The organism is Paenibacillus massiliensis subsp. panacisoli DSM 21345 (genome assembly GCF_000426545.1).
Classification (GTDB): domain Bacteria; phylum Bacillota; class Bacilli; order Paenibacillales; family Paenibacillaceae; genus Paenibacillus; species Paenibacillus panacisoli.
This window is the reverse complement of sequence record NZ_AUFO01000007.1, coordinates 58,346-81,906: the sequence shown is the minus strand read 5'-3', so window position 1 is coordinate 81,906 and position 23,561 is coordinate 58,346. Positions and strand designations below refer to the sequence as shown.

The window sequence follows — 23,561 nt, the reverse complement described above, 5'->3', positions numbered from 1 at the left end:
TTGTCCTGTATGTGGATATAACGTTATGGCAGGGGGCATAACGTAGGCTTAGTAGTGGCGTGCTGTAATGTAGCGGCTGCCCCAATAGCCTGTGTGAATGCTGGAGACCACAACGCCCTTGCCAGGAGAATTGCCGATGAACTGACCGTTCCCTATGTATATGCCTACATGATTAATTTGACCAGGCTTGCTCACGCTAAACATGACCAGATCCCCTACAGCCAGATGGGCCTTGCTCGCTACTGGTGTACCGAATCTCGTCTGGGCTTTGGAGCCCCAAGGGATATTAATGCCATTTTGCTTAAATACGAATTGGGTGAATGAAGAGCAGTCAAAAATGAGACGACCTGCATCTCGTACGCCGAATTTGTATTTTACTTTGCCCTGGTATGCCTTGGCGGTGTTTACAATTTTGTGACCATTGGTGGCATAGACTTCCTGAGCGGAGGCTTGTCCTGCAATGGACATGGAGGCTCCCGTAAAAATCATTGAAAGAGCCAGCGTAGATGCTATAGCCATTTTCTTCATGATAACACATCCTTTTTCCATTGATGGGATTTAGCACTTGCTAAGGATTACGATACCATGATCGGGAAGTGGGCTACCTTAGTGGATTGATGGGTGAGTTGTAAATAAAATGTAACTTTTTTGTTACTTATGCTTCTCAATTAACGAATTTCGCTATTCAACCGATAATATAGGTATTTCATACTAAACCCGTTTTTCAGGTAGTCCAGCAGATGACGGCAAACATTCATGCAATAGGACTATGACATCAGGGGAATACAGGAGGGGTACCTATGACAGTAAATGGCCATACCCGGAAGGGCTTGCTGTACTTGCGCATGTCGTGTGGATTTCATAAAATGGGAGACTATCGTGAGGAATATTCGGTGAGCCCTGGCGATAAGCTGATGTCACATCTGACGCGTCGTACTTATATCGTTACGGAGGTTCATACAGGGATGGAAAGCTATGCCGAGCTTGCACTCTATTCCAAGGAACAAGCAGAAGAGCCATTAGAAGCTGGGCGGGACTAGTATTTAATCCTCTACCTGGAGCATGTCCATATGATAAAATGAGCATAAACAAGAGAACTGGTGCAGCGGTATAACCTGTCACCGGTTTCTTGTTTTGCTCTCTTGTGAGGTCCGATTTGATCAGGGCGAGACTATGACTCAAGGCGGCTTGTCGTACCCGAGCGGTAACGGAATCAATAACAGCTGAACGCTTCGACTCTTCGCAGATCAATGCCGAAGTAGAACCAGTTGCGTCCCGTCCATCTGAATCCGGCTATGGATGTAGGACCGACAAATACCGGGTAAAACCAAAAACGTTGGCCATTCTCAAGCCAGACAAACGTGAATCTGAACAGGCAGCCAGCAATCCCGCCCGGATCTACCGCATACAGGCTGGTAAGCGGTCTGGGTGGTGTGAAGGATGGCGGCGCCGAGGTAGGTGCCTGCGTGCCTTGGGGCAGCATGGATGATCCCGGAGGGCCTGATGGGGGAAGGAAAGACATATGATCACTCCTCTTATTGATTGGGCTCTCACATTGTATGCATCTGTCCCCTGTCCGGGTACTTGATACATAAAAATACGACAGAGTAGCTAGGCACAGAAAACATAGTGGCGATCAAAGCGGAAAGAATGAAATTGAAGAAAGCTGGAAGCAGAAAGAAGAATAGAAGTAGGAGAGGTAACAGTGATCACGAAGAAGTAGGAGAGGTAACAACGAAGACATAGAAGTAAGAGAGGTAATGATGATGACAAAATTTACCGAGGATGTCATTCGAATCATTGGACGGATTCCCGAAGGCAAGGTCATGACCTACGGTCAGATTGCACGTTTGGCCGGAAGCCCACGAGCAGCGAGACAGGTCGTGCGTATTCTGCATTCCATGAGCAGCAAATACGGCCTGCCTTGGCACCGGGTCATCAACAGCAAGGGGGAGCTGGGCCTGCAGGAGGATGAAGCTCTATCCCTGCAGCGTCTGCTTCTGGAGAGTGAAGGCATCGAGCTGATGGGAGAACGAAAGGTCAATCTGGAGCGGTATCTCTATGATGGCACGGAGCTGGATGAATCATGATACAGCGTCAACGCTGACAAGTAAAAAAAGGCTAAGTATCGAAAAAGGCTGGAGCACCCATAGGCGAAGAGAAGGCACACAGGCTGTAGCCGTTTGTCCTTTTCTTCGCCTTGTTTAAATTGCATATACAGTATACTAGTAGCTTGACCGAATCTAATTTCAGGCTTTTCCATTTCGTTCAAAAGAACAGCAAGCTTAACAGAGGTCGACAGGGCTCCCCGCTTGCAGCGGCTCTACACTCACATTTGATCTGGTCAAGGTACTAGTTAGATTGATCTTTCATATGCTCAATTCACAGTGAACAGCCTATGAGGATGCCGGAGTGGCACGGTCCTCACTCTTGTCGATGCCAAGAACAGAATGGACAGCCTGCTGCCAGCCCGCATAATGGCGGTCGCGCTCACTGATGCTCATGGACGGTTCATAGGATTGGTACTCAACGCTCTGCTGGGGTAAGTCTGATATAGCATTCCAGTACCCCGTACCTAATCCACCAAGATACACAGAGCCCATGGCAGATAATTCTGCACAGGTAGAGCGATTGACTGTTGCTCCCAACATATCAGTCTGGAATTGCATTAGCCAGTTGTTGGAGGAGGCGCCGCCGTCCGTCCGAAGACGACGCAGTACAATGCCGGATTGCTGCTGAATGAAATCTACCGCATCCTTTACCTGATAAGCAATGCTCTCTAGAGCGGCTCTCATAATGTGGCCCTTCTCCGTGCCGCGATTCATACCGACAATGGCGGCTCTAGCGTAAGGGTCCCAATAAGGTGCCCCCATGCCAACAAACGCCGGCACCATATATACGCCTTCATTATCTGCGATGTTGTCGATGAGCTGCTGCATTTCCTCGAAAGTAGAGAACAGTCCCATATTGTCACGGATCCATTTGATGCTGTCCCCTGTCGTACGGATGACGGCTTCCAAGGCATACGTAACCTTTCCACCAGCTCCCCAGGCAATGGTCGTAACTATGCCCTCACCGCCGTTCACTGGCTGTAGCCCGACATTCATGAGGACCGAGGTGCCAGTGCCATAGGTAGCCTTGCCCGTTCCGCTCTCCAGACATTGATGTCCGAACAGGGCGCCTTGTGAATCGCCAATGACCCCTGATATGGGAACGGCATGATTAAATAACTCGCCTTCTGCTGTATATCCGTAGACCTCGTCGGAGGCTTTGACCTCCGGCAGTAGGGAGAGTGGTACACCGAACAGGGAGGAGAGCTCCTCATCCCATGTCAACGTATGGATATTGAACAATGAGGTTCGGCTTGCATTGGAATAATCCGTAGCATGAACAGCCCCCTGGGTTAGCTTCCAGATCAACCAGCTGTCTATGGTCCCGGCTAGCAGTCTACCTTCTGCCAAACGATCGGCTGCACCCTCGACATGACTGAGAATCCACTCGAACTTGGCTGCGGAGAAATACGGATCAAGCATGAGCCCTGTCTTGGCGCGAACCGTGGGTTCGTGTCCAGCCTCCTTCAAGTGGGAGCAGGTGTCAATGGTTCGCTGACACTGCCACACAATAGCATTATATATGGGTAAGCCTGTTACTTTATCCCAGATGAGTGCTGTCTCGCGTTGATTCGTAATTGTGACTGCTGCGAGGGCTTCTGCTGCTATTTCAGCTGATTTGAGGACCTCGGCCACTGTGTATCTGACATGATTATAGATCTCGATGGGGTCATGCTCTACCCAGCCGGGCTGGGGGTAATGCTGCTTATGCTCAATGGAGCACTTGGCTATTACGGCACCCTGTTGATCTACGAGCAGGGTTTTGGTTCCGGACGTACTCTGGTCAATCGCCAGTATATACTTAGAATGAAGTTCCATAGATCGTCTGCCCTTTACTTGTTAATCAGTTGGAGTGCAACTTGTGTGAGATTCTCGCTGCTAATGCCATAGTGCTGAAAAACCTCGGCTGTTTTCCCGGCAATGGCAGGCTCATCCGGAATGCCGATCACTTTCATGGGAACAGGGTGATGTTGGACGACAACTTCAGCTACAGCTGCCCCAAGTCCACCAAAAATGCTGTGCTCCTCCACGGTAATGATATGACCCGTCTCCTTGGCTGCGGCGATAATGGCTTGCTCATCCAGCGGTTTGATGGTATGCATGTTGATTACGCGGCAGGAGACGCCTTCTTTTGCCAGCTCCTCAGCAGCATCCAAAGCTACCCGAACCGTCTCGCCAACGCCGATAATCGTCACGTCCGAACCATCCTTCATCGTAACTGCCTTACCGATCTCGAACGGATAATCGTCCGAAGCGTAGACATCCTCTACGGGATTACGTCCAATTCGGACGTATACACCGCCATTATGCTGTACGAGTGCCTCAGTCATTTTCTTCGTCTCATGACGGTCCGCCGGAATAACAACAGCAAGACCCGGGATGGCACGTGCTACCGCAAGATCCTGTACAGAATGATGGGACATCCCCAGAGCACCATAGCTGACTCCGCCGCTGATTCCGATCAGCTTCACGTTCGTACCAGAATATGCAACATCCACCTTGATTTGCTCGATGCTACGCATGCTGAGGAAGCAGGCAGGGGAGGTTACGAAGGGTTTCTTGCCACTATGGGCAAGACCCGCAGACATACCGACGATGTTTTGCTCCGCGATGCCAACCTCTACGAACTGCTCTGGATATGCATTCGCGAATGGCGCCATAGCAGCTGAACCGCGCGAGTCACTTGCCAGCACGACAATATCACGATCCTCTTGAGCGAGTTCCATCAATGTATTGCAGATCACTTGACGATTGGGAATTGTATTCATGATTATCGCACCTGTCCTTCCTCTGTGAGCTCTGCAATGCTTGCCTTCAGTTCTGTCAGTGCACGCTCTAGCTGCTCGTCATCAGGCACATGATGATGCCATGCAGGTACATTCTCAGCAAAGGAGACGCCCTTGCCCTTCACGGTATTAGCCATGACCAGCGTAGGCTTACCGACTGTCTCCGGGATGGCACGGAAGGCTTGAAGGAGTGCCTCCATGTCATTGCCGTCAATGGATACGACGTTCCAGCCAAAGGCGGTCCATTTGTCCTCCAATGGCTCAAGTCCCATGACATCCTCAGTGGAGCCGCTGATCTGCAGGCGATTGCGATCAATAATTCCGACCAAATTATCCAGCTTGTAGTGCGCTCCCGCCATAGCAGCTTCCCAGTTCGAGCCTTCAGCCTGCTCGCCATCACCCATGAGACAGAACACGCGGTAAGAACGTCCATCCCGCTTGGCTGCGAGCGCCATGCCCACCGAGATGGGAAGTCCGTGCCCCAGAGCACCAGTATTCATCTCAATCCCAGGCACCTTATTGTTCGGGTGTCCAATGAGGCGGGTGCCGAACTGACTATACGTTGTCAGCTCTTCTTTGGGGAAGAAGCCAAGGTCAGCCAGAATACACCACAGCGATTCAACGGAATGACCCTTGCTGGCAATGAAACGGTCGCGCTCCTCCCAGCCGGGGTTGCTAGGATCAATATTCATAATGTCGTAATAAAGGGCCGTCAGAATATCAGTATTGCTTAGCGAGCCTCCGGTATGTCCTGTTTTGGCACGATGAATAATGGTCAGCAGGTCCATCCGAATCTGGGCAGCTTTTACTTTCAATTCTCGGATATTCATAGAATCCTCCTTGAAGTTAATGAATTCTGTTAGGGCTTGTTATCGCATCACAACGATAGCTTGCTTGGCTGCTTGACAGTCAGATCAGAGCCTCTGAGCCAGCGTTGAATCTCCTGCTCGGTAGGGTCAACGGGGTCAGGTGTAAGACCGGGAATATAATTGCAGGCTTCATAGATGGCAGGAATAACATTGGCATGCACGCCTACAGAATGATGCACATACGGTCCCTTAACTAGCTTCTCCTCCCATAGTGGCCAATCATTGACTTCAACCCATACATAAGAGCCGCGGGTGTATGGACCCTCAATCCCACGCGCACGTCCCAAAAACATGGAATATTCACCATGATCTCCGTCAAAACGGGCAATCGTCATGTTGCCTCCCTTGATCTCACCCTCATGTGTGCCTGGAGCATGGTCATCAAACAGAAAGTGCTTGCGCAGCTTGGGCTTGTTCTCGACGGACAGCGATACCGGGAAATTGCCGCAATGGAATAATAGCTCACCATTCTCGTTCTCGGGATGACGGACGGTAATATCGGCGAAAAAGGTAGGAGCCTCGTTCATCGTGGCTGCTTGCATCATGATGGAGGTGATCGCCCCGTGAATGTCTGTCTCGCAGGTCACTGGAATCTGTTCATCCGTCAGAATGGCATTGGCAAGGCAAGGCATGATGGAGAGTGCATCCTGAAGGGACGACCAGCATTGAATAGCAATGGCGCTGCTGCCTGTCTCGCGGGCAAAGGATTTCATCGCTACCTTCAGGGCAGCAATACGTCGCACATCATCCTCGGTCACCTCACTGTAGTCCAGCTTCTCTTTGATAAAATCTATGGTCTCTAGCAGCTCACTGCTATTACTTGCAGCAATCTTCTTGCTTCTTAGCTGGATATCCACGAGGGTGATTGGATGGATCTCGATGCCGAAGCGCTCCAGCAGCTCGCCTTCATTACAGATCATCGTCCAGAAGGAAGCTGGACGAGGCCCGATCTGCAAAATGCGCAGGCTCTTGAATTGGCGAACTACATTGGCTGCAGCCACGAAATTCGTGAAGCCACGTTCAAACACCGGATCATGCACCCAGCTATTAGTCACATAGGTAAAAGGTACGTTAAAGCGACGCAGTACCTTACCTGTCGCAAATATACCGCATTGCGTATCCCGCAGGCGCATGCCATCTGCCAGGGGAGCTTCATCGCGTGGTCCCCAGAGTAGAGTTGGCTTGCCCAGTGCCTTGGCTACCCGAGCAACAGTATCTTCTGTTCCGAAGTTGCAATGCGGGAAAAATACAGCGTCAACCTCTTCTTCCTTGAAGCGCTTGGCAATGAGATCCGCGTTGATGTGATCATCATAGAGAAGACCTTCTTCGTTCAGTCCCTCCAAATCCACGATGTCGATGTCCATCCCAAAGCTCTCAATTTGCTTGCGAATTTCCACTTTGTAGCGGAAGGCATCCTCTGCACTAAACGTAAAGCGTCTAGTGGGCGCGTAACCTAGCTTTAGCTTTTTCATACAAGGTCTCCTTACATTGAATAGATGAATGATTGAATGAATGAGTCAAATAACGCAGTGAAATGACGTAAACAAAAGATGCAAATAACGACTCCATAAACTAAACACAACTAAACTTAAATGTTGTTTATTAATTACGAGGTCATCTTAACATCGTATAAAAACGTTGTCAATTTATATTTTAGTATTGTTTATAGCTAAAATATCATTTATTTGACTAAACTATAGGGCGTTGTTTATACTAAACCTCACAACTAAACTAATCTGCGGTAGAACATCTAGCCTGCTACAGAACATCTAGCGGTGGTTTCTCTATAGATAAATTTCTTATTTATAGCCAGCAGAATACGTTGCGGATTCTATACAGGCAGTAGTTCCGTAATGCTCGGATTGGAGAGTAGAAGAGATGAAGATGGAGGACGTTGCCAGACTGGCGAATGTGTCTAAATCCGCGGTATCTCTGGCCTTCAGTGGCAAGTCGGGGATCGGATCTGACACACGAGCGCGCATTCTCCAGGTTGCTGAAGAGGTAGGATACGTTCCGAGAAGTAGAACGACCGGCGCCGCGGCAGTGGCGGCAGTGAAGGTGGAGCGCTCACTAATGTTTCTGGTTTGCACGAATTCGGGAATTGTGCTGGAGCAATATTATCAGCAGCCTTTTTTTAAGGAGCTTATTCATTTTGTAGAGGAGCGTTGCCGCCAGAATGGGTATTCTCTGATGTTCTCGACCATAGATGTGGAATTCTTCGAGCGAGATACGCAGGTCATAAGAGAGGAGAAACGAAGTGATGGAGTCATTGTGCTCGGCACGAATCTGACACGTGCGCAAATTCATGATATCCATGAGAAGCTCCCGAATCTGATTGTGCTGGATACATGCTTCGAGACGTTGCCTGTTCAGTTTATTGAGATCAATAATGTCATGGGTGCCTATCAGGCCGGGGCATACTTGTGTAATATTGGCCATACCTCAATTGGGTATATCGCCTCAAATGTGCGAATTCATAACTTCAATGAACGTCGGCGTGGATTCATGCTTGCTCTGCAGGAACGTGGAATAGACATCCCGGAAGAGCGAATCTTGGCCGTAGCACCCACCATACTTACTTCACAGGATGCCCTCAAGCAGCAATTGACAGCTTATCTGGACAAAGGTTATACGCTACCCACAGCCTGGTTCTGCGAATGTGATTATATAGCGATCAGTGCGATGAAGACACTCGGAGAGCTGGGGATACGTGTGCCTGAAGACACGTCAGTGATAGGCTTTGATAATATTAACGAATCCTTGATTGTGAGCCCCGAGCTTACGACGATCCATGTCGAGAAGGAAAGAATGGCGGCATTGGCTGTTGATCTGCTTAGCGAATTTATTGAGCATGGTAGACGGGTTACGGCCAAGATTACTGTGGATACGCATTTCGTCGAACGCAAGTCCTGTGCTGCTCCAGTGTCATATAAGCATTGAACGGCTTACCTTGGGGTGACACAGCAAGACCGTATACATCAACAACAGGAGGCCGTAGCATATGAATACCCGTATGATCTCGATCCTGCAGCATTTGTTGGCAGCGGATGCCCCGGTCAGAAGCGAGCATCTGGCCAAATTGATACAGGTTACGTCTCGCACGATTCGCAGCGATATTAGAGAGTTGGATGAATTTCTCATCAAATATGGTGCTTCGATCCGATCGGTAAGATCGAGAGGTTATGCTCTGGAGATTACCAATGATCACAGCTTCCGCACCCTTCTCCAGCAGTTGTTCATGAATAACGAGCCGGATAATTCCAATTCTCCAGAGTACAGACAGCGGTATCTGATTCAGCGTCTGCTGCTTGCGGATGATTACCTCAAGCTTGAGGAACTGGCAGATGAACTGTTCATTAGCAAATCAACCCTGCAAAATGATCTGAAAGAGGTCAAGCGTGTGCTGCATGATTACAAAATAGAGGTAGGTAAACGTCCAAATTACGGCATTAAGCTTACAGGCAGTGAGGTTCACCTGCGCTTTTGTCTGTCGGAATTTATCGTCAACCGCAATCATGATGAGAGTTCCAGGGGAGAGAATCAGAGCTCTATGATGGTAGCTCCCCGTGAGATGGCGTTGATTCGAAGCATTATATTGAATCAGATCCAATTGAATGGAATCGTCATGTCTGACGTGGCCTTTAACAATCTAGCCGTTCATATTGCAATTGCCTGCCAACGAATTCGCCATGGGAACAGGGTCGGTATCTTGACCGAAGAGATCAAGGATTTCCGACATACCGAGGAATTCGCAGCAGCGGAACAGATTATTGCCTTGATTGAGGCGGAGATGAAGGTGAGCTTTCCAGAGGATGAGATTGCCTATATAGCGATGCATTTGGCAGGAACCAAGTGGTTCGCCAGCATATCGGAGCAGCAGTTGGAGGAGTTAGGTCCTGAGAAGCTTCTGGATCGCAGTATATATGAGCTGGCTCAGGAGCTATTGAGCGAGATCGACAAGGATCTGCAGCTAAAGATCAGCGGAGACCCTGAGCTGCTCATGGGGATTTGTCTTCATTTGAAACCGGCACTCAACCGGGTGAGATACGGCATGAAGATTCGCAATCCAATGCTTGAGCATGTCAAAAGCAACTATCCCTTGGCCTTTCAGGCCGGAGTCATCTCGGCCAAATTGATTGAAAGCAAATTGAATCTGGTCATTCCTGAGGCAGAGATGGGGTACCTGGCCTTACACATCGGTGCGGCTATAGAACGTCAGCGAATGGATGCTGCACGTTGTCAAAAATGTCTAATCGTGTGTACCTCGGGTGTTGGCAGCGCTCGTCTGCTGTTTTACAAGCTGCGGAGCCAATTCGGGTCCAGGCTGGAGATCGTCGGTACTACAGAATACTATAAGCTTAAAAACATATCCTTGGATGGGATTGATTTTCTGATCAGCACCATTCCTATTCCCGATGTATTGTCCGTCCCGGTCATTGTGGTGCAGACGTTATTGGGAGGCGGAGATTTGGCGAAGATTGAGCAAGCGCTTGCAGGAGAGGCCGAGCCCGACCTTCCATACCTGATGAAGGAATTGGTATTTTTGCAGGAAGATTTCACGCAGCGAGATGAGATTATTGCTTTTTTAGGGCAGAAAATGGTTGAGAGGGGCCTGATCCGTTCCGCGACGGGCTTTACAGGTCTGGTTCTGGAACGGGAACATGCCGCGTCAACGGCTTACGGTAACCTTGTTGCCATCCCGCATCCGATTATCCCACAAAGCACGCAGACGGTATGGGCGATCTGTACATTGAAGCAGCCCATGGATTGGGGAGGGAAGCCTGTCCAGTTCGTATGCCTGCTCAGCATTCAGCAAGGAGGAAGTGAGCCCCCGGCGAGAATGTATGAGCAGCTTATCCGCCTGACGGATGACTCACGCATGATCCAGCAGTTATTGAGTTGCCAGACCTATGACGAATTTGCCCAGATTCTTGTGAGACACAAGCTTCACTGATAGGCAAGGAGAAGGACAAGCGGCTCTGCACAGTATCATCTGCGCCATAGGGGTTGGTGTAGGACTTCAGAGCTTATTATTGAATGCGATTACAATGCTGTTACAGCAACAATGAAAGCATTTCCGCTAGTAGAGGAAAATGAATGGGTGTAGTTGTAGAAAGGTATGCTTTACACTAAGCCTATAACCAATAGATATAGTATTTACGCAGAGGTGAATGGACATGGAAGAGTACCAGGAAATTATTATGGGAATGATCACGAATGCAGGTGTGGCGAAGAGCAAAGCAATGGAGGCCATCCAACTTGCCCAGAGAGGGAGTGGGGACTTGGCACTCGGACTGTTGGAGGAATGCAAGAGCGAGCTGGTCAAGGCGCATAAATTACAGACCAAGCTGATTCAGCAGGAAGCAGGAGGGGCAGTCCATGAGATCACACTTCTGATGGTACATGCTCAGGATCATCTGATGTCGGCTATTACGACCAAGGATCTGGCGGGACATATTGTGGATTTGTACAACAGAATGGAACGCTACGAAGCATCAACATTGAACACCAATACACAATCCTAACCATTCAGAGGAGGAATATGATCATGAAACAAATTACATTAGTGTGTGCTGCGGGAATGTCTACAAGTATGCTGGTTCAGAAAATGGTGAAAGCCGCTACGGAGAAAGGGATCGCCGCTGAGATTAGAGCCACCTCCGAGAGCACCTTCAAGGAATACGCTGACAAGACGGATGTACTGCTGATCGGACCACAGGTTGGTTATCTGGAGCAGGATTTCAAGACGAAATACGAGCCTAAAGGCATTAAGGTACAAGTGATTAATACAGTCGATTACGGCATGATGAATGGGGAAAAGGTGCTGGTAGATGCCTTGAATCTGCTGGAGGATATGCAAAGGCAGTAGAAAAGTGGAGATGTCCAGTAGTGAGGATATCCCTTGAATTCATAATTTGACATAAGTCTTAATCAGGAGTTGAACGAAATGTCAAACACAACACAAATTACACACAAGCTACAGAGAATCGCGGGGAGTATTCAACGCAACCGATATATTAGCGCGATCTCGAACGGTCTCATGTCCACGCTGCCCTTTTTGATTATAGGTGCCTTTTCTACCTTATTTACTTCCTTGGCGTGGGAGCCTTATCAGAATCTGATTGCCCCTGTGAAGAGCATACTGGGGATTCCGTCTACGATGACGCTGGGACTCATATCCTTGTATGCGGTCTTTTTCATTGCTTATCGACTGGCTCAGGACTTTGATAAGGACCCGTTGCTCCCGGCAGCGACGGCATTAGCCTCATTTTTAATTCTTACACCGGTACAGTCCTTTGATTCTGTAAGAGCTCTTCCGCTGCAATGGCTGGGAGCACAAGGATTGTTCGTAGCGATGTTTGTAGCCATTATTGCGTCAAGGCTCTACATCTGGATTCTAGACAAAAACTGGACTATTAAAATGCCCGAAGGTGTCCCACCGACGGTGGTAAAGACCTTCTCAGGGCTGATTCCAGCCATTCTGATCAGCGTGCTGTTCATGATCATTGCTGGTATCTTCAAGCAGACCTCATTTGAAACCGTTCACAGCTTGATCTATTCCTATCTACAGCTTCCGTTACAGGGATTAGGCGGAACATTGCCAGCCATGATTCTGGTGCTGCTAGTCATGCAGGGATTGTGGATGTTCGGTATTCATGGTGCTATTGTTATTCTGGCTATTATGAACCCGATCTGGCTGAGTCTAGATCTGGCTAACCTTAGTGCTTTTGAAACAGGGGAGCCTCTGCCCAACATTATCGGAAAAGCTTTCTGGTTCATTTTTGCCAACTATGCCCCGATGATCGGTCTGGCATTTCTGCTCGCTTTCCGCGCCAAGAGCAAGCAGCTTAGAACGATTGGTAAGCTGGGCTTTCCGGGTTCATTTTTCGGTATCCATGAGCCGATTCTGTTCGGTATTCCCATCGTGATGAATCCCATTCTGGCGATTCCATTTATTGCGTCACCGATTATCTGTGCAGTTATTGGTTATGTTCTGATGGCAACTAACATTCTACCACAAGCAATCGGTATTGTTCCGGTCTTTGGAACTCCGGTATTCGTAGTGGGTGTTCTACAGGGAAGCTGGATGCTGGGTGTCATTCAACTGCTGCTCATTCCATTGTGCATGCTCATCTACTATCCGTTCTTCAAAATGCTGGATAAACAAATGCTGGGTAAAGAACTGGCGGCTGAAAAAGAGAAATCAGCAGAAGGGCAGTCTGGTGCGACGAATGCAGCATTAAGCAACGCCTGATGCGGTGCTCGGAATTTCGGAATGATCGGGAGTCTATATAATGAAGACTTTCATTCAGATACATCCAGGAGATATCATAAGAAGATGGGAATCTGCATGAATGAAATGGAATACAGATTCACCCGTTTAACGAAGTGAACCTGACCTATTGTGTGGTTGAGGTTCAGAAAGGGGGCATCACGTTGCACCAGCTCACCATTTCAGACAACCGAAGGTATTTTCAGTCGGGCGGTCAGCCCTTCTTTTACTTAGCGGATACGCTGTGGAGCGCCTTTACAAATATTTCGCTAGAGGAATGGACCGTATATCTGGATTATCGCCGGAGTCAAGGCTTCAACGTCCTGCAGATGAATATGCTTCAGCAATGGGATGCGAGTGGTACGGATCTGGATTACAAGCCATTTCCTGTGCTGGAGGATGGCAGCTTTGATTTTTACACATTGAATACAGGCTATTTTGAACGTGCCGAACAGATGGTGCAGATGGCTGTCGATAAAGGATTCGTACCTGCACTAGTTCTGCTGTGGTGTAATTATATACCAGATACCTGGGCTGCACGATTACGTGAGGAGAAGAAGATGCCACTGGATGCGGTCGCGCCTTACGTAGAGTATGTAACGAACAAGTTCTCACGCTTCAACCCCATATATATCGTCAGTGGGGACACGGATTTCCCATCAGAACGAGCCAATGCTTATTATGAGACGGCACTACGGCTTGTGAAGGAGAGAAGTCCGCATTGCCTGACTACACTTCACATCCAGGGCAGACTGGGAGAAATTCCAGACACCTTTGCTACCGATACCAATCTGGATTTCTATATGTATCAGTCAGGTCACAATATTGAATTTCAGCACAAAGCCTATGAGCTGGCCCTGGAGTTCAACCAGAAGCCGCAGACACGTCCTGTTCTGAATTCAGAGCCATGCTATGAGCAAATGGGGTATAGCCGTAGAGTCTACGGTCGCTTCAAGCGGGCGGATGTGCGCAAGGTCGCTTGGCAAAGTCTCTTGTCAGGAGCAGGCGCAGGTATTACGTACGGAGCACATGGCATATGGAGCTGGCATAAGAAAGGCAAGCGCTTCGGTGTGACGGGGGAGGGCTTCGATAACCCCTATGAATGGAGCCAGGCGCTGAAGTTCGAGGGTGCGTGGGACTATGGATTTGCCAAGTGGGTATTTGAGACATATCAGCTGGTAGATGTACAGCCTTGGGAGATCGTCCTTAACAACACGCAAGAAATTCGTGCGGCAGCGACACCTGCTGTGGATCGAGTAGCTGTATATATCCCTATAAATACTGTCGTTACATTGAATGCTGATCTGTCGGGCTACGAGCTGACGATGATTGATCTGGAGAATAGACGCTTTGCCAAGCCCGTTGTAACGGTGCAGGATCAGAAGACCGTGCTGGGCATGCATGATTTTGAGGGAGACGTGCTTGTGCTGGGAGTCAAGAAGCCATAGCTGTTGACCTCAAGTTCAGCTACTGGGTGTGAATAGACAGTGGCATCCGTTGTTCAGTGTTTTTCCGATCGCAAAAAAAACATAAGCATGAATATGTATAAAGGGTTGGAGCAGGAAGTATTCCCTGCCTCAACCCTTTTTTGCGGCCTCCTTATTGTTATGGCTCAATCCCCCAGACCAACTGATTGTTCATATACCCGGTAACCTGTTCGTTGTCAGCGAACTGACTGCTGGATGCCTTGAATGAGTAATCGTTGTCTTGATTGTAATTGGACCAGTTGTTCTTGGAGAAGCGTGCTTGAATGTCTGCGCTCTCGCCAGGAGCCAATGCTCCAGCCGAACTTGTGAAGCCAAGCTCCAGATAGTAATCGGCGTCGTCAACCGGATTCTCCAATTTGACGAATTTGCTGGTTACATGCTCGCTACCGATACTGGCCCAGTCGCACCAGAAGCTCTGCTCTTGTTCTCCGTCAATCGTATAGTAATATCGAAGCGTGACATCACTTAGTTGAATCGCCGAATCGCCAGTGTTGACTACCTTGAATTTGGGTGCAATTCCATTGGTGGAGGCACTTGTGTTGCCGTTGAAGGCCTGGATGGTTAAGTCACCCGCAGGTACAGTAACCGTGTTATCTACGACAGTTATTGCAAGCACAGCGCTATTTCCTCCACTGAAATGAAAGGTTATCTCATGCTGGCCCAAGGGAAGTGTAGAAAGATAGGATGTGTGCAAAGTGACTGTAGTGTCCGATGCGGTGTAATCCTCGTCCGCTTGAAGAGTAACAGATCCACTCGTTAGGCTTGTCAGCTGTTGTCTGTTCAAGGTCAGGGCTACGGATATATCCTCTCCCGGATCGGCTGCTTTATCGAATGTCGCATTCACAGGTGAAATGGAGACACCCGATGTAGAATCGACGATTTTCACCTTTAACACAGGGTCCTGTCCTTCATTAAAATCAAAGACGATCGAGTGCTCGCCTACGGGCAGCCCGGCCAGGAATTCTTTTGTCAGCAGGAGCGTGCTTCCGTTCAAGGTATAATCTTGGGCTTCGATCAACGTTTTGTTGCCTGCCCGAAGAGCAGTTAACGTGTGGTCGTTGAAATTCACTGTGATGGCTTGATCGCTTGTTTGTGGTTCATTTTTGTCAAATTCGACGTTCGTAGGTGTGATGGTCGCATTAGGGGTAGGATTGTCAACCTTTAAGTTAGGCAGCTCATCCAAGGTAATGACATAGTCGCTTTGATACAGCGTGGTCAGGGTCTCTGGATAATTGAAGGCCGTACTCATGAGATGCTCGCCATACCAAGGACAGAAATAGAGCCAGCCTGATTTTTCCTCCATCAGATTCTGTACACTTGGAACGGTATCGTTCTCCGTCATGGCTACCAATTTCTTGCCGTCTGTCAGATCAACAAGCTGGTAGAAGATCGAGGTAATGGCATCCTCGTTAGGCACGCCAGATAATCCATCATAGCGGTTGTAGATCGTATTGTACTTATCGTAGCCGACAAGGTCTACCTGATCGTCGCCAGGATACCATGCCGGAGAAGTGCTATACACGTAGCTGTTGTAGGCCCAGATCAGGTTATGCAGGTCGTACGTCTCGGTAAGCTCCGTATAAATGAGGTCCCATAGCTGCTTGTAGACGTCTGCACCTGCCGAAGCCCACCAGAACCATGCGCCTTCCCCGTTCAATCCACCGTTGCCCTCAGCCTCATGATACGGACGGAAAATTACGGGCACATCGTTATCCTGCAGAATTTGCAGCTGCTCAGCCAGATCCTCAATGGTCATCATCACGTATTGATATTCCTTTGTTCCAGGAATTACGGCATTGGCTGTATTAAAATTAGTCTCGGTCGGCTTGTAGGTGGCTTCCTTCCAATCCACAAACTCTCCGAGCTCATAGGCATTGAAATCCCGCGGCACATTGATATGCCAGGAGGCTGTCGCGATGCCTCCGCGGTTATTCACCCAATTAATCATCCGATCTGTTGTACCATCCTCCCAGCCATACAACGGGTTATAGTTCATAAGATCAAAGCCACGGATGGCAGGGTACTTGCCAGTCAAATTGTAGATCCACTCGAACTCTAGCTCCGAATCACCGTCATTTCCGCCTCCGTAAATCTCCTGCTGACCCGAGATAATATGGTTGCCATACACCTCTGTTAAGTAGTTCATCAGCAGCTGAGTTTCCGGTGTGGCCTGAGGATCAGTGAGGACAGGCTGCACATTCAGGGGATCCAGATCGGCGTAATCCACAGTGAAGCTGTCAAAATAAGCGAAGCCCCAACCCGCCTTCAGTTGGATGGTGTTGCTTCCCTGGTTCAGCTTATGATAGCCAAAATCATAATTTGCCCACGAAGTTGTGTAGGGCAGCATATACGAGCCCTTGGTAACGCCGTTAACCGCTAGATATTGAAGTCTTCCGTCAGTACTAAGTTCCTGCATATAGCGGGTGGAGATTGAATACATGCCGGTCTCGGGGACAGTGACTTTGAAGGTTATCGTACCGGAATTCTGCATCCAGACAAATCCGCTACCCGTATATCCAGGCTTCGGTTGTCCGTAAATCTGGGTTACCACTTGAAGATCAGGGGTAAGCTCAGCATTTTCGCTTTCAATCGTGAACAGTGGGGTGTCCGCATGAGCGGGGGCTGTGAGTAATCCAATCAACATCGTTAATGCCAACATCATCAAGCTTGCCTTCGTGAGCACATTTTTCATTTACATCGTCCCTTTCCATGTAAAATATGAAAAATAATTATGCATCTTCAGCTCATGGTGGCGCTTTCATAGTAAAGATAGCATGTGTACCAAATTTTGTAAATATATCGACATTGAAAAGTTTATCACCTCGGAGATGAGCTGAAAGAAGGGGACAGATGGCGAAAAGACGATTTTACTGTTAAAATAATAGTAGCATCAATTTTGTCACTTATCCCGGGGCGTTCCGGTCATAGTCTGTATTCCAGGGCTTCCCGTGGTAGATACGGCATGGCTCCGGTTGTGAATTTCGGGTAAAGAAAGGACGATCATCATGACAAAGGGCAACCATCAATCCACACATGGTGGACATCATAGTCATAAACCGACGGTGGAGGATATCATTGATGTCATGGTCCAGCATGGGTGGCGGATTACAGAGCAGCGCCGCAAGCTTGCAGATATCTTCGTGAAGGCGGAAGGCTACCTGTCGCCCAAGGACGTATATGAACAGATGACGGTTCCTTATCCTAATGTAAGCTTTGACACGGTATATCGTAATTTGCGGCTGCTCAGCGAGATGGGCGCACTGGAGCAGTTTTATTTTATGGACGGCGGTCTGAAATTCCGGGCCAGCTGCACAGAGCATCATCATCACCATCTGATCTGTGTGAACTGTGAGAAGACACTTACTTTCGATTATTGTCCGATGGAGCAAGCGCTCAAGCTGCCAGGCTCCTTCAAGATTGTGAACCATCGGTTCGAGGTATACGGGGTATGTGAGGAATGTCAGCAAGCACCGGTTCAATCCTGACATTAGTTCATAGCTCTGATATGTCCACAGTCTATATTTCTCCAAAGCAAAGAACTAGGCAATTTAGGCTCAAGATGTGTACACGACTGCAGCTAGCAACGAGAGAACGGCATTCAATCATGTCACAAATGAATATGACACGGATAGAGGAGAGCGGATCGTGGCCGCTCTTTTTCTATGGGTGTTGACCTAAAGGTTAAAAGCTGATATGCTCTATTAGTAATAATTACGTTTTTTAGAAATGCACTTTGCCATGATTGGGAAGGCATTTATTTTTTTGAATTTATTTAATCGTAATAATTACATAATTAATAGATTGGATACGAGATACGAGGAGTCTTCAATGGATAGTGCAGGACAAATCGTATAGAGAACGGAGGACGTATCATGGTAATAGCTTCTTTGGAAAATGTAGTCTTCGGCTATGATGATGTGCCGTCACTGGAGCAGGCTACGCTAGAGATACATAGTGGTGAGATGGTTGCTGTCACCGGGCCAAACGGGGCCTCGAAGTCTACGCTGCTGAGGCTGATGCTTGGTCTGCTGAAGCCATGGCGTGGCAATGTATATCTGACCACGAAGAATAAAGAAGGACAGAAGCTGGTTATTGGTTATGTCCCGCAGCAGATTGCTGCATTCAACAGCGGCTTCCCCAGCTCGGTATTTGAATTCGTACGCTCAGGCAGGCATGTGACGGGCTCGTGGCTACGGCGACTTCAGCGCAGAGATGAGCAACTGACCGAGGACGCATTGCGACAAGTGGGCATGTGGGAGCTGCGTCAACGTAAAATTGGCGAGCTGTCCGGAGGACAGAAGCAGCGGATTTGCATTGCACGGGCGTTGGCTCAGGAGCCGGATCTGCTTGTGCTGGATGAGCCGACAACAGGCATGGATCAGGCGAGTCGAGAAGGATTTTATGAGCTGCTTGATCATCAGGTCAAGGAGCATGGACGGACTGTGGTTATGGTGACTCATGGACTGTCTGAGGTAGAGCCATATATTGATCGGCTAATCGAGCTGGAGCGAAAGGAGGATGGAGGATGGAAATGCTGCACTACGACTTCATGCAGAGGGCATTTTACGCCGGTGGACTCATTGCACTTGTAGCCTCAGTGCTCGGTGTGTATCTGATGCTGCGACGTCAGGCGCTTATGGCGGATATGCTTTCGCATGTCTCGCTGGCAGGGATTGCTGGTGGAGCGTATCTGCAAATGAATCCTACCATCAGTGGATTTCTGATCGCGGTGCTAGGGGCGTTCATCGTCGAATTTGTACGGAAATTCTATAAAGCCTACAGTGAGATCTCCATCGCCATCATTATGGTAGGTGGACTATCATCGGCTGTCATTATCATGAGTCTGGATCAGAAGATTAGTAAGAGCTTCTCCTCCTATCTATTCGGCTCGGTCGTAGCTGTCAACAGTACAGAGCTGTTCCTGATGCTATTCGTCGCTGTCGTTGGAGGGCTGTACTTCTTTGTGTTCCGCAGACCGCTCTATCTGATCACCTTCGATGAGGAGACCGCCAGAACCAGTGGGCTCCCTGTAAATCTTATCTCTTATAGCTTCAGTGTACTTACCGGGATGATTGTGGCCGCAGCCATGCCAATTGTTGGTGTATTGCTGGTGTCTGCGCTAATTGTGCTGCCTGCAGCTCTTGCGATCCGTATTGCCCCAGGCTTTCAGTCGGCATTAGTCATTGCCATGATTATTGGGCTTACAGGTGTCTTCACTGGACTGACGGCATCCTATGAGTTCAGTACACCACCAGGAGGTACGATTGCTTTCGTACTGCTGCTCTTTCTGATCGCAGGAATTTCATTGAAGAAGCTGATTCGGATGGTCAGCAAGAGCTTCACTAGCAGGTCGGTTCCAGAAGCCGGGCCAATCCGGGCATACGTACCTGCTCATAAGCAGGATGTTCGTAAAACGGCAGAGCATTAATGATCAGCGCGTTAATGCTCAGAGCGACCACGCTCCGCGGATCATTTCAGGTTGAATGGTCTGAGAAGCGTAACCGTTAAAGGACAGCGGCTCTACACTATATTTTATCTGGTCAAGTTGCTGGTGAAGAAAGTCTATATATAACGCAAAGGAGATCGAATTATGAACTCATGGTTGAAAAAATCATTTATTACCGCTGCGGGTGCAGCATTCATTCTGACAGGCTGCGGTTCTAATACCGCTGGTACGACGAGCGATGACACATCGAAAGCCGTGAATGCAGGGAATGAAGCGGCTGCGATTAAAGTTGTGACCACCTTCTACCCGATGTATGAATTTACACGGCAGGTAGCCGGAGAGCACGCTGACGTAACGATGCTCGTTCCGAGCGGTACGGAGCCGCATGATTGGGAACCAAGTGCCAAGGAAATGGCGAAGATTCAGGAAGCTGATGTCTTCGTATATAACGGTATTGTGGAAGGCTGGGCTGAGCAGGCACTGGAGAGCACAGCGAACGATAAGCGTGTTGTCGTGGAGGCGAGCCATGGACTGCAATTGATGGAAGGTACAGAAGGAGAAGAGCATGAGCATGAGGGCGAGGGAGCGAACGCGCATGATCATGAGCATGCTGCAGAGGCCACAGCAGAGCATGTCCACGACCACGAGGCTGAGGGTTCACATGATACGGCAGATCATGGGCATGATCACGGAGCTGAAGCAGCGACTGAAGCCCATGACCACCATGCATCCGAAGTTGCAGCAGAGCACAGCCACGATCATGAGCACGGGGCAGAAGGCCATCACCATGATTACGCACTTGATCCGCATGTATGGCTAAGTCCAGCGCTGGCCCAAAAGCAGGTAGAGGCCATCCGTGATGGACTGATCAACAAGGACCCAGCTCATCAGGCAGACTATGAGAAGAATGCGGCTGCCTATGTAGCCAAGCTACAGGAGCTTGATAAAGAGTTTAGCGCCCAGCTCCAGCAGGCCAAGCGGAAGGAATTTGTGACCCAGCATGCTGCGTTCGCATATCTGGCCCAGCAATACGGACTGGTGCAGGTACCGATCTCTGGACTGTCGCCAGAGCAAGAGCCATCCCCGGGACAGATGGCCGAGGTTGTGAGCTTCGTACGAGAGCATCAGGTGAAGACGATCTTCTTCGAGACATTGGTAGATCCGAAGATCGCGCAGACGATTGCCGACGAGGTGGGGGCTAAGACGGATGTGCTAAACCCACTTGAAGGGCTGACAGCTGAGGATGAGCAGAACAATCGTGATTACCTCTCGATTATGAAGGATAATTTGCAGGCTTTGGTACGCGCACTTAACGAGGCATAAACCGTGTGTAATTTGTGAAGCTCGGGTGGCCATTTTTCACAGCATTTGACATGAATACTTTCCCTGGGTTTTAATAATCAGATAGCAATAATTGGCTACACCCGGGAAAGGAATGTGATGGACTTGAAGCAGGAAACAAGGAAGACAGGCTCGACATGGCTTCAGCTTGGCGCGCTTGCTGTATTTCTCCTAGCTAAAGGGAAATCTCTACTCGCGCTGTTCAAGCTGGGTAAATTCGGTGGAGCTCTGGTATCCATGGCAGCCTCGATCGGAGCGTATGCTTTGTTATATCCATGGGGCTTTGCAGCTGGCTTCGTGCTGCTGCTGTTCATACATGAGCTGGGGCATGTCATTGCCGCCAAGCGTAAAGGACTTCCGGTATCAGCACCTGTATTTATTCCATTCGTAGGGGCGCTGATTAATATGCGGCGTCATCCCCGTGATGCTGCCACTGAAGCTTATATGGCTTTTGGCGGTCCGCTCTGGGGAACGGTAGGGGCTACGGCTGTATTTGCTCTCGCTCATATCCTTGATCACCAGTTGCTCTATGCGATTTCTTATGTAGGCTTTTTTCTGAATCTGATTAATTTGCTGCCTATTCACCCGCTGGATGGGGGGCGAATTGCTACAGCGGTAACTCGCTGGTTATGGCTGATTGGTCTTATTGGGGGACTTGTAGCTATTATTTATTTGAAATCCTTCCTGTTCTTCATCATTTGGGCTCTCTTTGCTTATGATTTATATAAGAAGTATATCAAGAAAGAGAAGAATGAGATTGATCTGGAGGATAAGGACAGCTTCCTGATCCCGGTGCAGCATCTGCTGGATCAAGGCTTTCCGCTACCTGGGCCACATCATCGACGTGGGCTGGATTGGACGTCCTATAGTACCCTCGATGGGCAGCAATTCGTCAAATTACGGTGGGATAGTATGGAGCTTGAGGGCACGATTCCTCTCAAGCAGCAGGGCATTGTGAAGCAGGTCTATACGACTAGCATAGAGCAGGTCCCGAAGGAGGATGGCATGTATTTGCGTGTGCACTGTCAGGTGGATTCCGCTCTCTATGAGAACGATGCCTACTACGAGGTGCCTGCCGTTACGCGCTGGAAATTTGGAATCGGGTATGTAATGCTTGCAGCTTTCCTTGCAGGAATGATGTACCTTACCCACGAATATAGCAATTTAACGTGATTGAACAGCCACAACAAGATTCAGGACAATGGGACGGTAAATGCCGTCCTTTTTTGTATGCAGACGTATTCTTGCTGTGAGGGTACGGACCCACCAGACAAGCAGGCTCAACCGATGAAAGCTCTGCTGAAAAAGGAGAAGCACAGCCAGTTCCTGCAGCAGGTGATGTCCTTGGACATTCGTAACAATCAGATATAACATTGAATGGCCCATCATCTATATTGGAGTCAATGTATCTCTAGATAGATGATGGGCTTGTTCATTTATTTCTCAAGTGTAAGCTGGTCTCCGGGCTGAAGTGCAAAGCCTCCGATACCTTGCTCCTTCAGCTGAGAGGCGAAGGCGACGGCATCCTGAACGATGCCTGGGAATGTACTGTGATGGACCGGGATCACGTTCTTGGCTTGCAGCCACTTGGCCGCAATCAGAGCATCCTTCGGTCCCATGGTATAGAAATCACCAATCGGCAGTATCGCGTAATCAATATCGTGAAGCTCGCCGAACATTTTCAAATCACCGAACAAGGAGGTATCTCCGGCATGATAAAGTGTAGTTCCGTTCCAATCTATGATAAATCCGCCGGGCATGCCTGCATAGACGATGCTCTGGGAATCATCCGATACGATTGATGAGCTGTGGAACGCGTGAACTAGCTTGGCTGTGGCAAATCCGAGATCCACAGTGCCACCCATGTTCATTCCGATCGTCTTCACTCCTTTCCAGGAGTAATAGGTAGCAAGCTCAAAAGTAGCGATAATCGTTGCATCGTTAGCTCTAGCGATCGCTTCTGCATCTGCGGTGTGATCTGTATGCCCGTGTGTAAGTAAAATATATTCAACCTGTATGTCCTCTGGCTTGGTCTTGGCAGCAGGGTTGCCGCTCAGGAATGGGTCGATGATGATCGAGTGCTCCTTGTCCGAAATTTGAATACAAGAGTGCCCATGAAAAGTAAGGTTCATTTTTACTCCCTCCACATACTTTTATTTTGTCTTTCGACGTCAGTGTGATTATATTTTTGTTTTCTTTTCTTGTCAAACTTTATTTCCTTTGGGTTCAAACTATTGTAGTATGATGT

At 48.8% G+C, this 23,561-nt stretch carries 21 protein-coding genes; 13 read left to right on the top strand and 8 right to left on the bottom strand.

Features of this window, described 5'->3' with window-relative positions; translation table 11 throughout:
• Nucleotides 1–48 precede the first annotated feature (48 nt).
• Entirely contained in the window at nt 49–528 is a 480-nt protein-coding gene (locus K331_RS0103555) for a C40 family peptidase (RefSeq protein WP_028589214.1), read from the bottom strand.
• Between the two features lie 272 nt (nt 529–800).
• On the opposite strand from K331_RS0103555, the gene K331_RS0103550 reads away from it, so the two are divergent.
• Nucleotides 801–1,040, top strand: coding sequence for a hypothetical protein (locus K331_RS0103550; RefSeq protein WP_028589213.1), 240 nt, complete (start codon nt 801–803; stop codon nt 1,038–1,040).
• A gap of 173 nt (nt 1,041–1,213) precedes the next feature.
• Here the strand turns inward: K331_RS0103550 and K331_RS0103545 are convergent, their stop codons facing one another.
• On the bottom strand, nt 1,214–1,522 hold the full coding sequence (locus K331_RS0103545; protein WP_028589212.1) for a hypothetical protein: 309 nt from the start codon (nt 1,520–1,522) through the stop codon (nt 1,214–1,216).
• 244 nt (nt 1,523–1,766) lie between these two features.
• On the opposite strand from K331_RS0103545, the gene K331_RS0103540 reads away from it, so the two are divergent.
• Complete coding sequence (locus K331_RS0103540) at nt 1,767–2,090, top strand: MGMT family protein (RefSeq protein WP_028589211.1); 324 nt, start codon at nt 1,767–1,769, stop codon at nt 2,088–2,090.
• A gap of 306 nt (nt 2,091–2,396) precedes the next feature.
• On the opposite strand, the gene glpK is transcribed toward K331_RS0103540, so the two are convergent.
• From glpK to K331_RS0103520, 4 genes are read right to left on the bottom strand one after another with little or no spacing between them, the layout of a single operon-like run.
• Nucleotides 2,397–3,929 carry a glycerol kinase GlpK gene (glpK, locus tag K331_RS0103535; protein WP_028589210.1) on the bottom strand — a complete coding sequence of 511 codons (1,533 nt, stop codon included), beginning with the start codon at nt 3,927–3,929 and terminating at the stop codon, nt 2,397–2,399.
• Between the two features lie 14 nt (nt 3,930–3,943).
• A complete protein-coding gene (locus K331_RS0103530; protein WP_028589209.1) occupies nt 3,944–4,879 on the bottom strand; it encodes a transketolase family protein in 936 nt (311 codons plus the stop codon).
• Nucleotides 4,880–4,881: 2 nt separating this feature from the next.
• On the bottom strand, nt 4,882–5,727 hold the full coding sequence (locus K331_RS0103525; RefSeq protein ID WP_028589208.1) for a transketolase: 846 nt from the start codon (nt 5,725–5,727) through the stop codon (nt 4,882–4,884).
• 47 nt (nt 5,728–5,774) lie between these two features.
• Nucleotides 5,775–7,238, bottom strand: a complete 1,464-nt coding sequence (locus tag K331_RS0103520; RefSeq protein ID WP_028589207.1) for an L-fucose/L-arabinose isomerase family protein — start codon at nt 7,236–7,238, stop codon at nt 5,775–5,777.
• Between the two features lie 406 nt (nt 7,239–7,644).
• Here K331_RS0103520 and K331_RS0103515 point away from each other — a divergent pair, with 406 nt between their 5' ends.
• The 6 genes from K331_RS0103515 (at nt 7,645) to K331_RS0103490 (ending at nt 14,487) form a co-directional block, all read left to right on the top strand.
• Complete coding sequence (locus tag K331_RS0103515) at nt 7,645–8,706, top strand: LacI family DNA-binding transcriptional regulator (protein ID WP_028589206.1); 1,062 nt, start codon at nt 7,645–7,647, stop codon at nt 8,704–8,706.
• 61 nt (nt 8,707–8,767) lie between these two features.
• Nucleotides 8,768–10,720: a BglG family transcription antiterminator gene (locus tag K331_RS0103510; protein WP_028589205.1), complete on the top strand. Its 1,953-nt coding sequence runs from the start codon at nt 8,768–8,770 to the stop codon at nt 10,718–10,720.
• Nucleotides 10,721–10,943: 223 nt separating this feature from the next.
• Nucleotides 10,944–11,291 carry a PTS lactose/cellobiose transporter subunit IIA gene (locus tag K331_RS0103505; RefSeq protein ID WP_028589204.1) on the top strand — a complete coding sequence of 116 codons (348 nt, stop codon included), beginning with the start codon at nt 10,944–10,946 and terminating at the stop codon, nt 11,289–11,291.
• Between the two features lie 23 nt (nt 11,292–11,314).
• Nucleotides 11,315–11,635 (top strand): PTS sugar transporter subunit IIB, encoded by a 321-nt coding sequence (locus K331_RS0103500; RefSeq protein ID WP_028589203.1) that lies wholly within the window; start codon nt 11,315–11,317, stop codon nt 11,633–11,635.
• Between the two features lie 78 nt (nt 11,636–11,713).
• Entirely contained in the window at nt 11,714–13,021 is a 1,308-nt protein-coding gene (locus tag K331_RS0103495) for a PTS sugar transporter subunit IIC (RefSeq protein ID WP_028589202.1), read from the top strand.
• A 182-nt stretch (nt 13,022–13,203) separates the two neighbouring features.
• Entirely contained in the window at nt 13,204–14,487 is a 1,284-nt protein-coding gene (locus K331_RS0103490) for an apiosidase-like domain-containing protein (protein WP_028589201.1), read from the top strand.
• A 157-nt stretch (nt 14,488–14,644) separates the two neighbouring features.
• Here K331_RS0103490 and K331_RS0103485 read toward each other — a convergent pair whose 3' ends face one another.
• Nucleotides 14,645–17,218, bottom strand: coding sequence for a glycosyl hydrolase (locus K331_RS0103485; protein ID WP_028589200.1), 2,574 nt, complete (start codon nt 17,216–17,218; stop codon nt 14,645–14,647).
• A 313-nt stretch (nt 17,219–17,531) separates the two neighbouring features.
• Between K331_RS0103485 and K331_RS0103480 the strand changes: the two genes are divergently transcribed.
• The 5 genes from K331_RS0103480 to K331_RS0103460 all read left to right on the top strand — a co-directional run bounded on the left by K331_RS0103480 (nt 17,532) and on the right by K331_RS0103460 (nt 22,486).
• Nucleotides 17,532–18,011 carry a Fur family transcriptional regulator gene (locus tag K331_RS0103480; RefSeq protein WP_028589199.1) on the top strand — a complete coding sequence of 160 codons (480 nt, stop codon included), beginning with the start codon at nt 17,532–17,534 and terminating at the stop codon, nt 18,009–18,011.
• Nucleotides 18,012–18,398: 387 nt separating this feature from the next.
• Nucleotides 18,399–19,118 carry a metal ABC transporter ATP-binding protein gene (locus K331_RS0103475; RefSeq protein WP_036634076.1) on the top strand — a complete coding sequence of 240 codons (720 nt, stop codon included), beginning with the start codon at nt 18,399–18,401 and terminating at the stop codon, nt 19,116–19,118.
• Nucleotides 19,052–19,954, top strand: coding sequence for a metal ABC transporter permease (locus K331_RS0103470; RefSeq protein WP_028589197.1), 903 nt, complete (start codon nt 19,052–19,054; stop codon nt 19,952–19,954). Before K331_RS0103475 ends, K331_RS0103470 begins: the two co-directional genes overlap by 67 nt.
• Nucleotides 19,955–20,116: 162 nt before the next feature.
• On the top strand, nt 20,117–21,295 hold the full coding sequence (locus tag K331_RS0103465; protein ID WP_028589196.1) for a metal ABC transporter substrate-binding protein: 1,179 nt from the start codon (nt 20,117–20,119) through the stop codon (nt 21,293–21,295).
• 117 nt (nt 21,296–21,412) lie between these two features.
• Nucleotides 21,413–22,486 carry a site-2 protease family protein gene (locus K331_RS0103460; RefSeq protein ID WP_028589195.1) on the top strand — a complete coding sequence of 358 codons (1,074 nt, stop codon included), beginning with the start codon at nt 21,413–21,415 and terminating at the stop codon, nt 22,484–22,486.
• 263 nt (nt 22,487–22,749) lie between these two features.
• Here the strand turns inward: K331_RS0103460 and K331_RS0103450 are convergent, their stop codons facing one another.
• Entirely contained in the window at nt 22,750–23,445 is a 696-nt protein-coding gene (locus K331_RS0103450; protein ID WP_028589193.1) for a metal-dependent hydrolase, read from the bottom strand.
• Nucleotides 23,446–23,561: the final 116 nt, after the last annotated feature.

Bases quoted from the DNA above. Each gene is read 5' to 3' on its own strand.
- K331_RS0103505 (WP_028589204.1), top strand. From the start codon at position 10,944: ATGGAAGAGTACCAGGAAATTATTATGGGAATGATCACGAATGCAGGT.
- K331_RS0103545 (WP_028589212.1), bottom strand. From the start codon at position 1,522: ATGTCTTTCCTTCCCCCATCAGGCCCTCCGGGATCATCCATGCTGCCC.
- K331_RS0103500 (WP_028589203.1), top strand. From the start codon at position 11,315: ATGAAACAAATTACATTAGTGTGTGCTGCGGGAATGTCTACAAGTATG.
- glpK (WP_028589210.1), bottom strand. From the start codon at position 3,929: ATGGAACTTCATTCTAAGTATATACTGGCGATTGACCAGAGTACGTCC.
- K331_RS0103485 (WP_028589200.1), bottom strand. From the start codon at position 17,218: ATGAAAAATGTGCTCACGAAGGCAAGCTTGATGATGTTGGCATTAACG.
- K331_RS0103510 (WP_028589205.1), top strand. From the start codon at position 8,768: ATGAATACCCGTATGATCTCGATCCTGCAGCATTTGTTGGCAGCGGAT.
- K331_RS0103515 (WP_028589206.1), top strand. From the start codon at position 7,645: ATGAAGATGGAGGACGTTGCCAGACTGGCGAATGTGTCTAAATCCGCG.
- K331_RS0103495 (WP_028589202.1), top strand. From the start codon at position 11,714: ATGTCAAACACAACACAAATTACACACAAGCTACAGAGAATCGCGGGG.
- K331_RS0103465 (WP_028589196.1), top strand. From the start codon at position 20,117: ATGAACTCATGGTTGAAAAAATCATTTATTACCGCTGCGGGTGCAGCA.
- K331_RS0103450 (WP_028589193.1), bottom strand. From the start codon at position 23,445: ATGAACCTTACTTTTCATGGGCACTCTTGTATTCAAATTTCGGACAAG.
- K331_RS0103520 (WP_028589207.1), bottom strand. From the start codon at position 7,238: ATGAAAAAGCTAAAGCTAGGTTACGCGCCCACTAGACGCTTTACGTTT.
- K331_RS0103460 (WP_028589195.1), top strand. From the start codon at position 21,413: ATGGACTTGAAGCAGGAAACAAGGAAGACAGGCTCGACATGGCTTCAG.
- K331_RS0103470 (WP_028589197.1), top strand. From the start codon at position 19,052: ATGGAAATGCTGCACTACGACTTCATGCAGAGGGCATTTTACGCCGGT.
- K331_RS0103475 (WP_036634076.1), top strand. From the start codon at position 18,399: ATGGTAATAGCTTCTTTGGAAAATGTAGTCTTCGGCTATGATGATGTG.
- K331_RS0103550 (WP_028589213.1), top strand. From the start codon at position 801: ATGACAGTAAATGGCCATACCCGGAAGGGCTTGCTGTACTTGCGCATG.
- K331_RS0103530 (WP_028589209.1), bottom strand. From the start codon at position 4,879: ATGAATACAATTCCCAATCGTCAAGTGATCTGCAATACATTGATGGAA.
- K331_RS0103480 (WP_028589199.1), top strand. From the start codon at position 17,532: ATGACAAAGGGCAACCATCAATCCACACATGGTGGACATCATAGTCAT.
- K331_RS0103540 (WP_028589211.1), top strand. From the start codon at position 1,767: ATGACAAAATTTACCGAGGATGTCATTCGAATCATTGGACGGATTCCC.
- K331_RS0103555 (WP_028589214.1), bottom strand. From the start codon at position 528: ATGAAGAAAATGGCTATAGCATCTACGCTGGCTCTTTCAATGATTTTT.
- K331_RS0103525 (WP_028589208.1), bottom strand. From the start codon at position 5,727: ATGAATATCCGAGAATTGAAAGTAAAAGCTGCCCAGATTCGGATGGAC.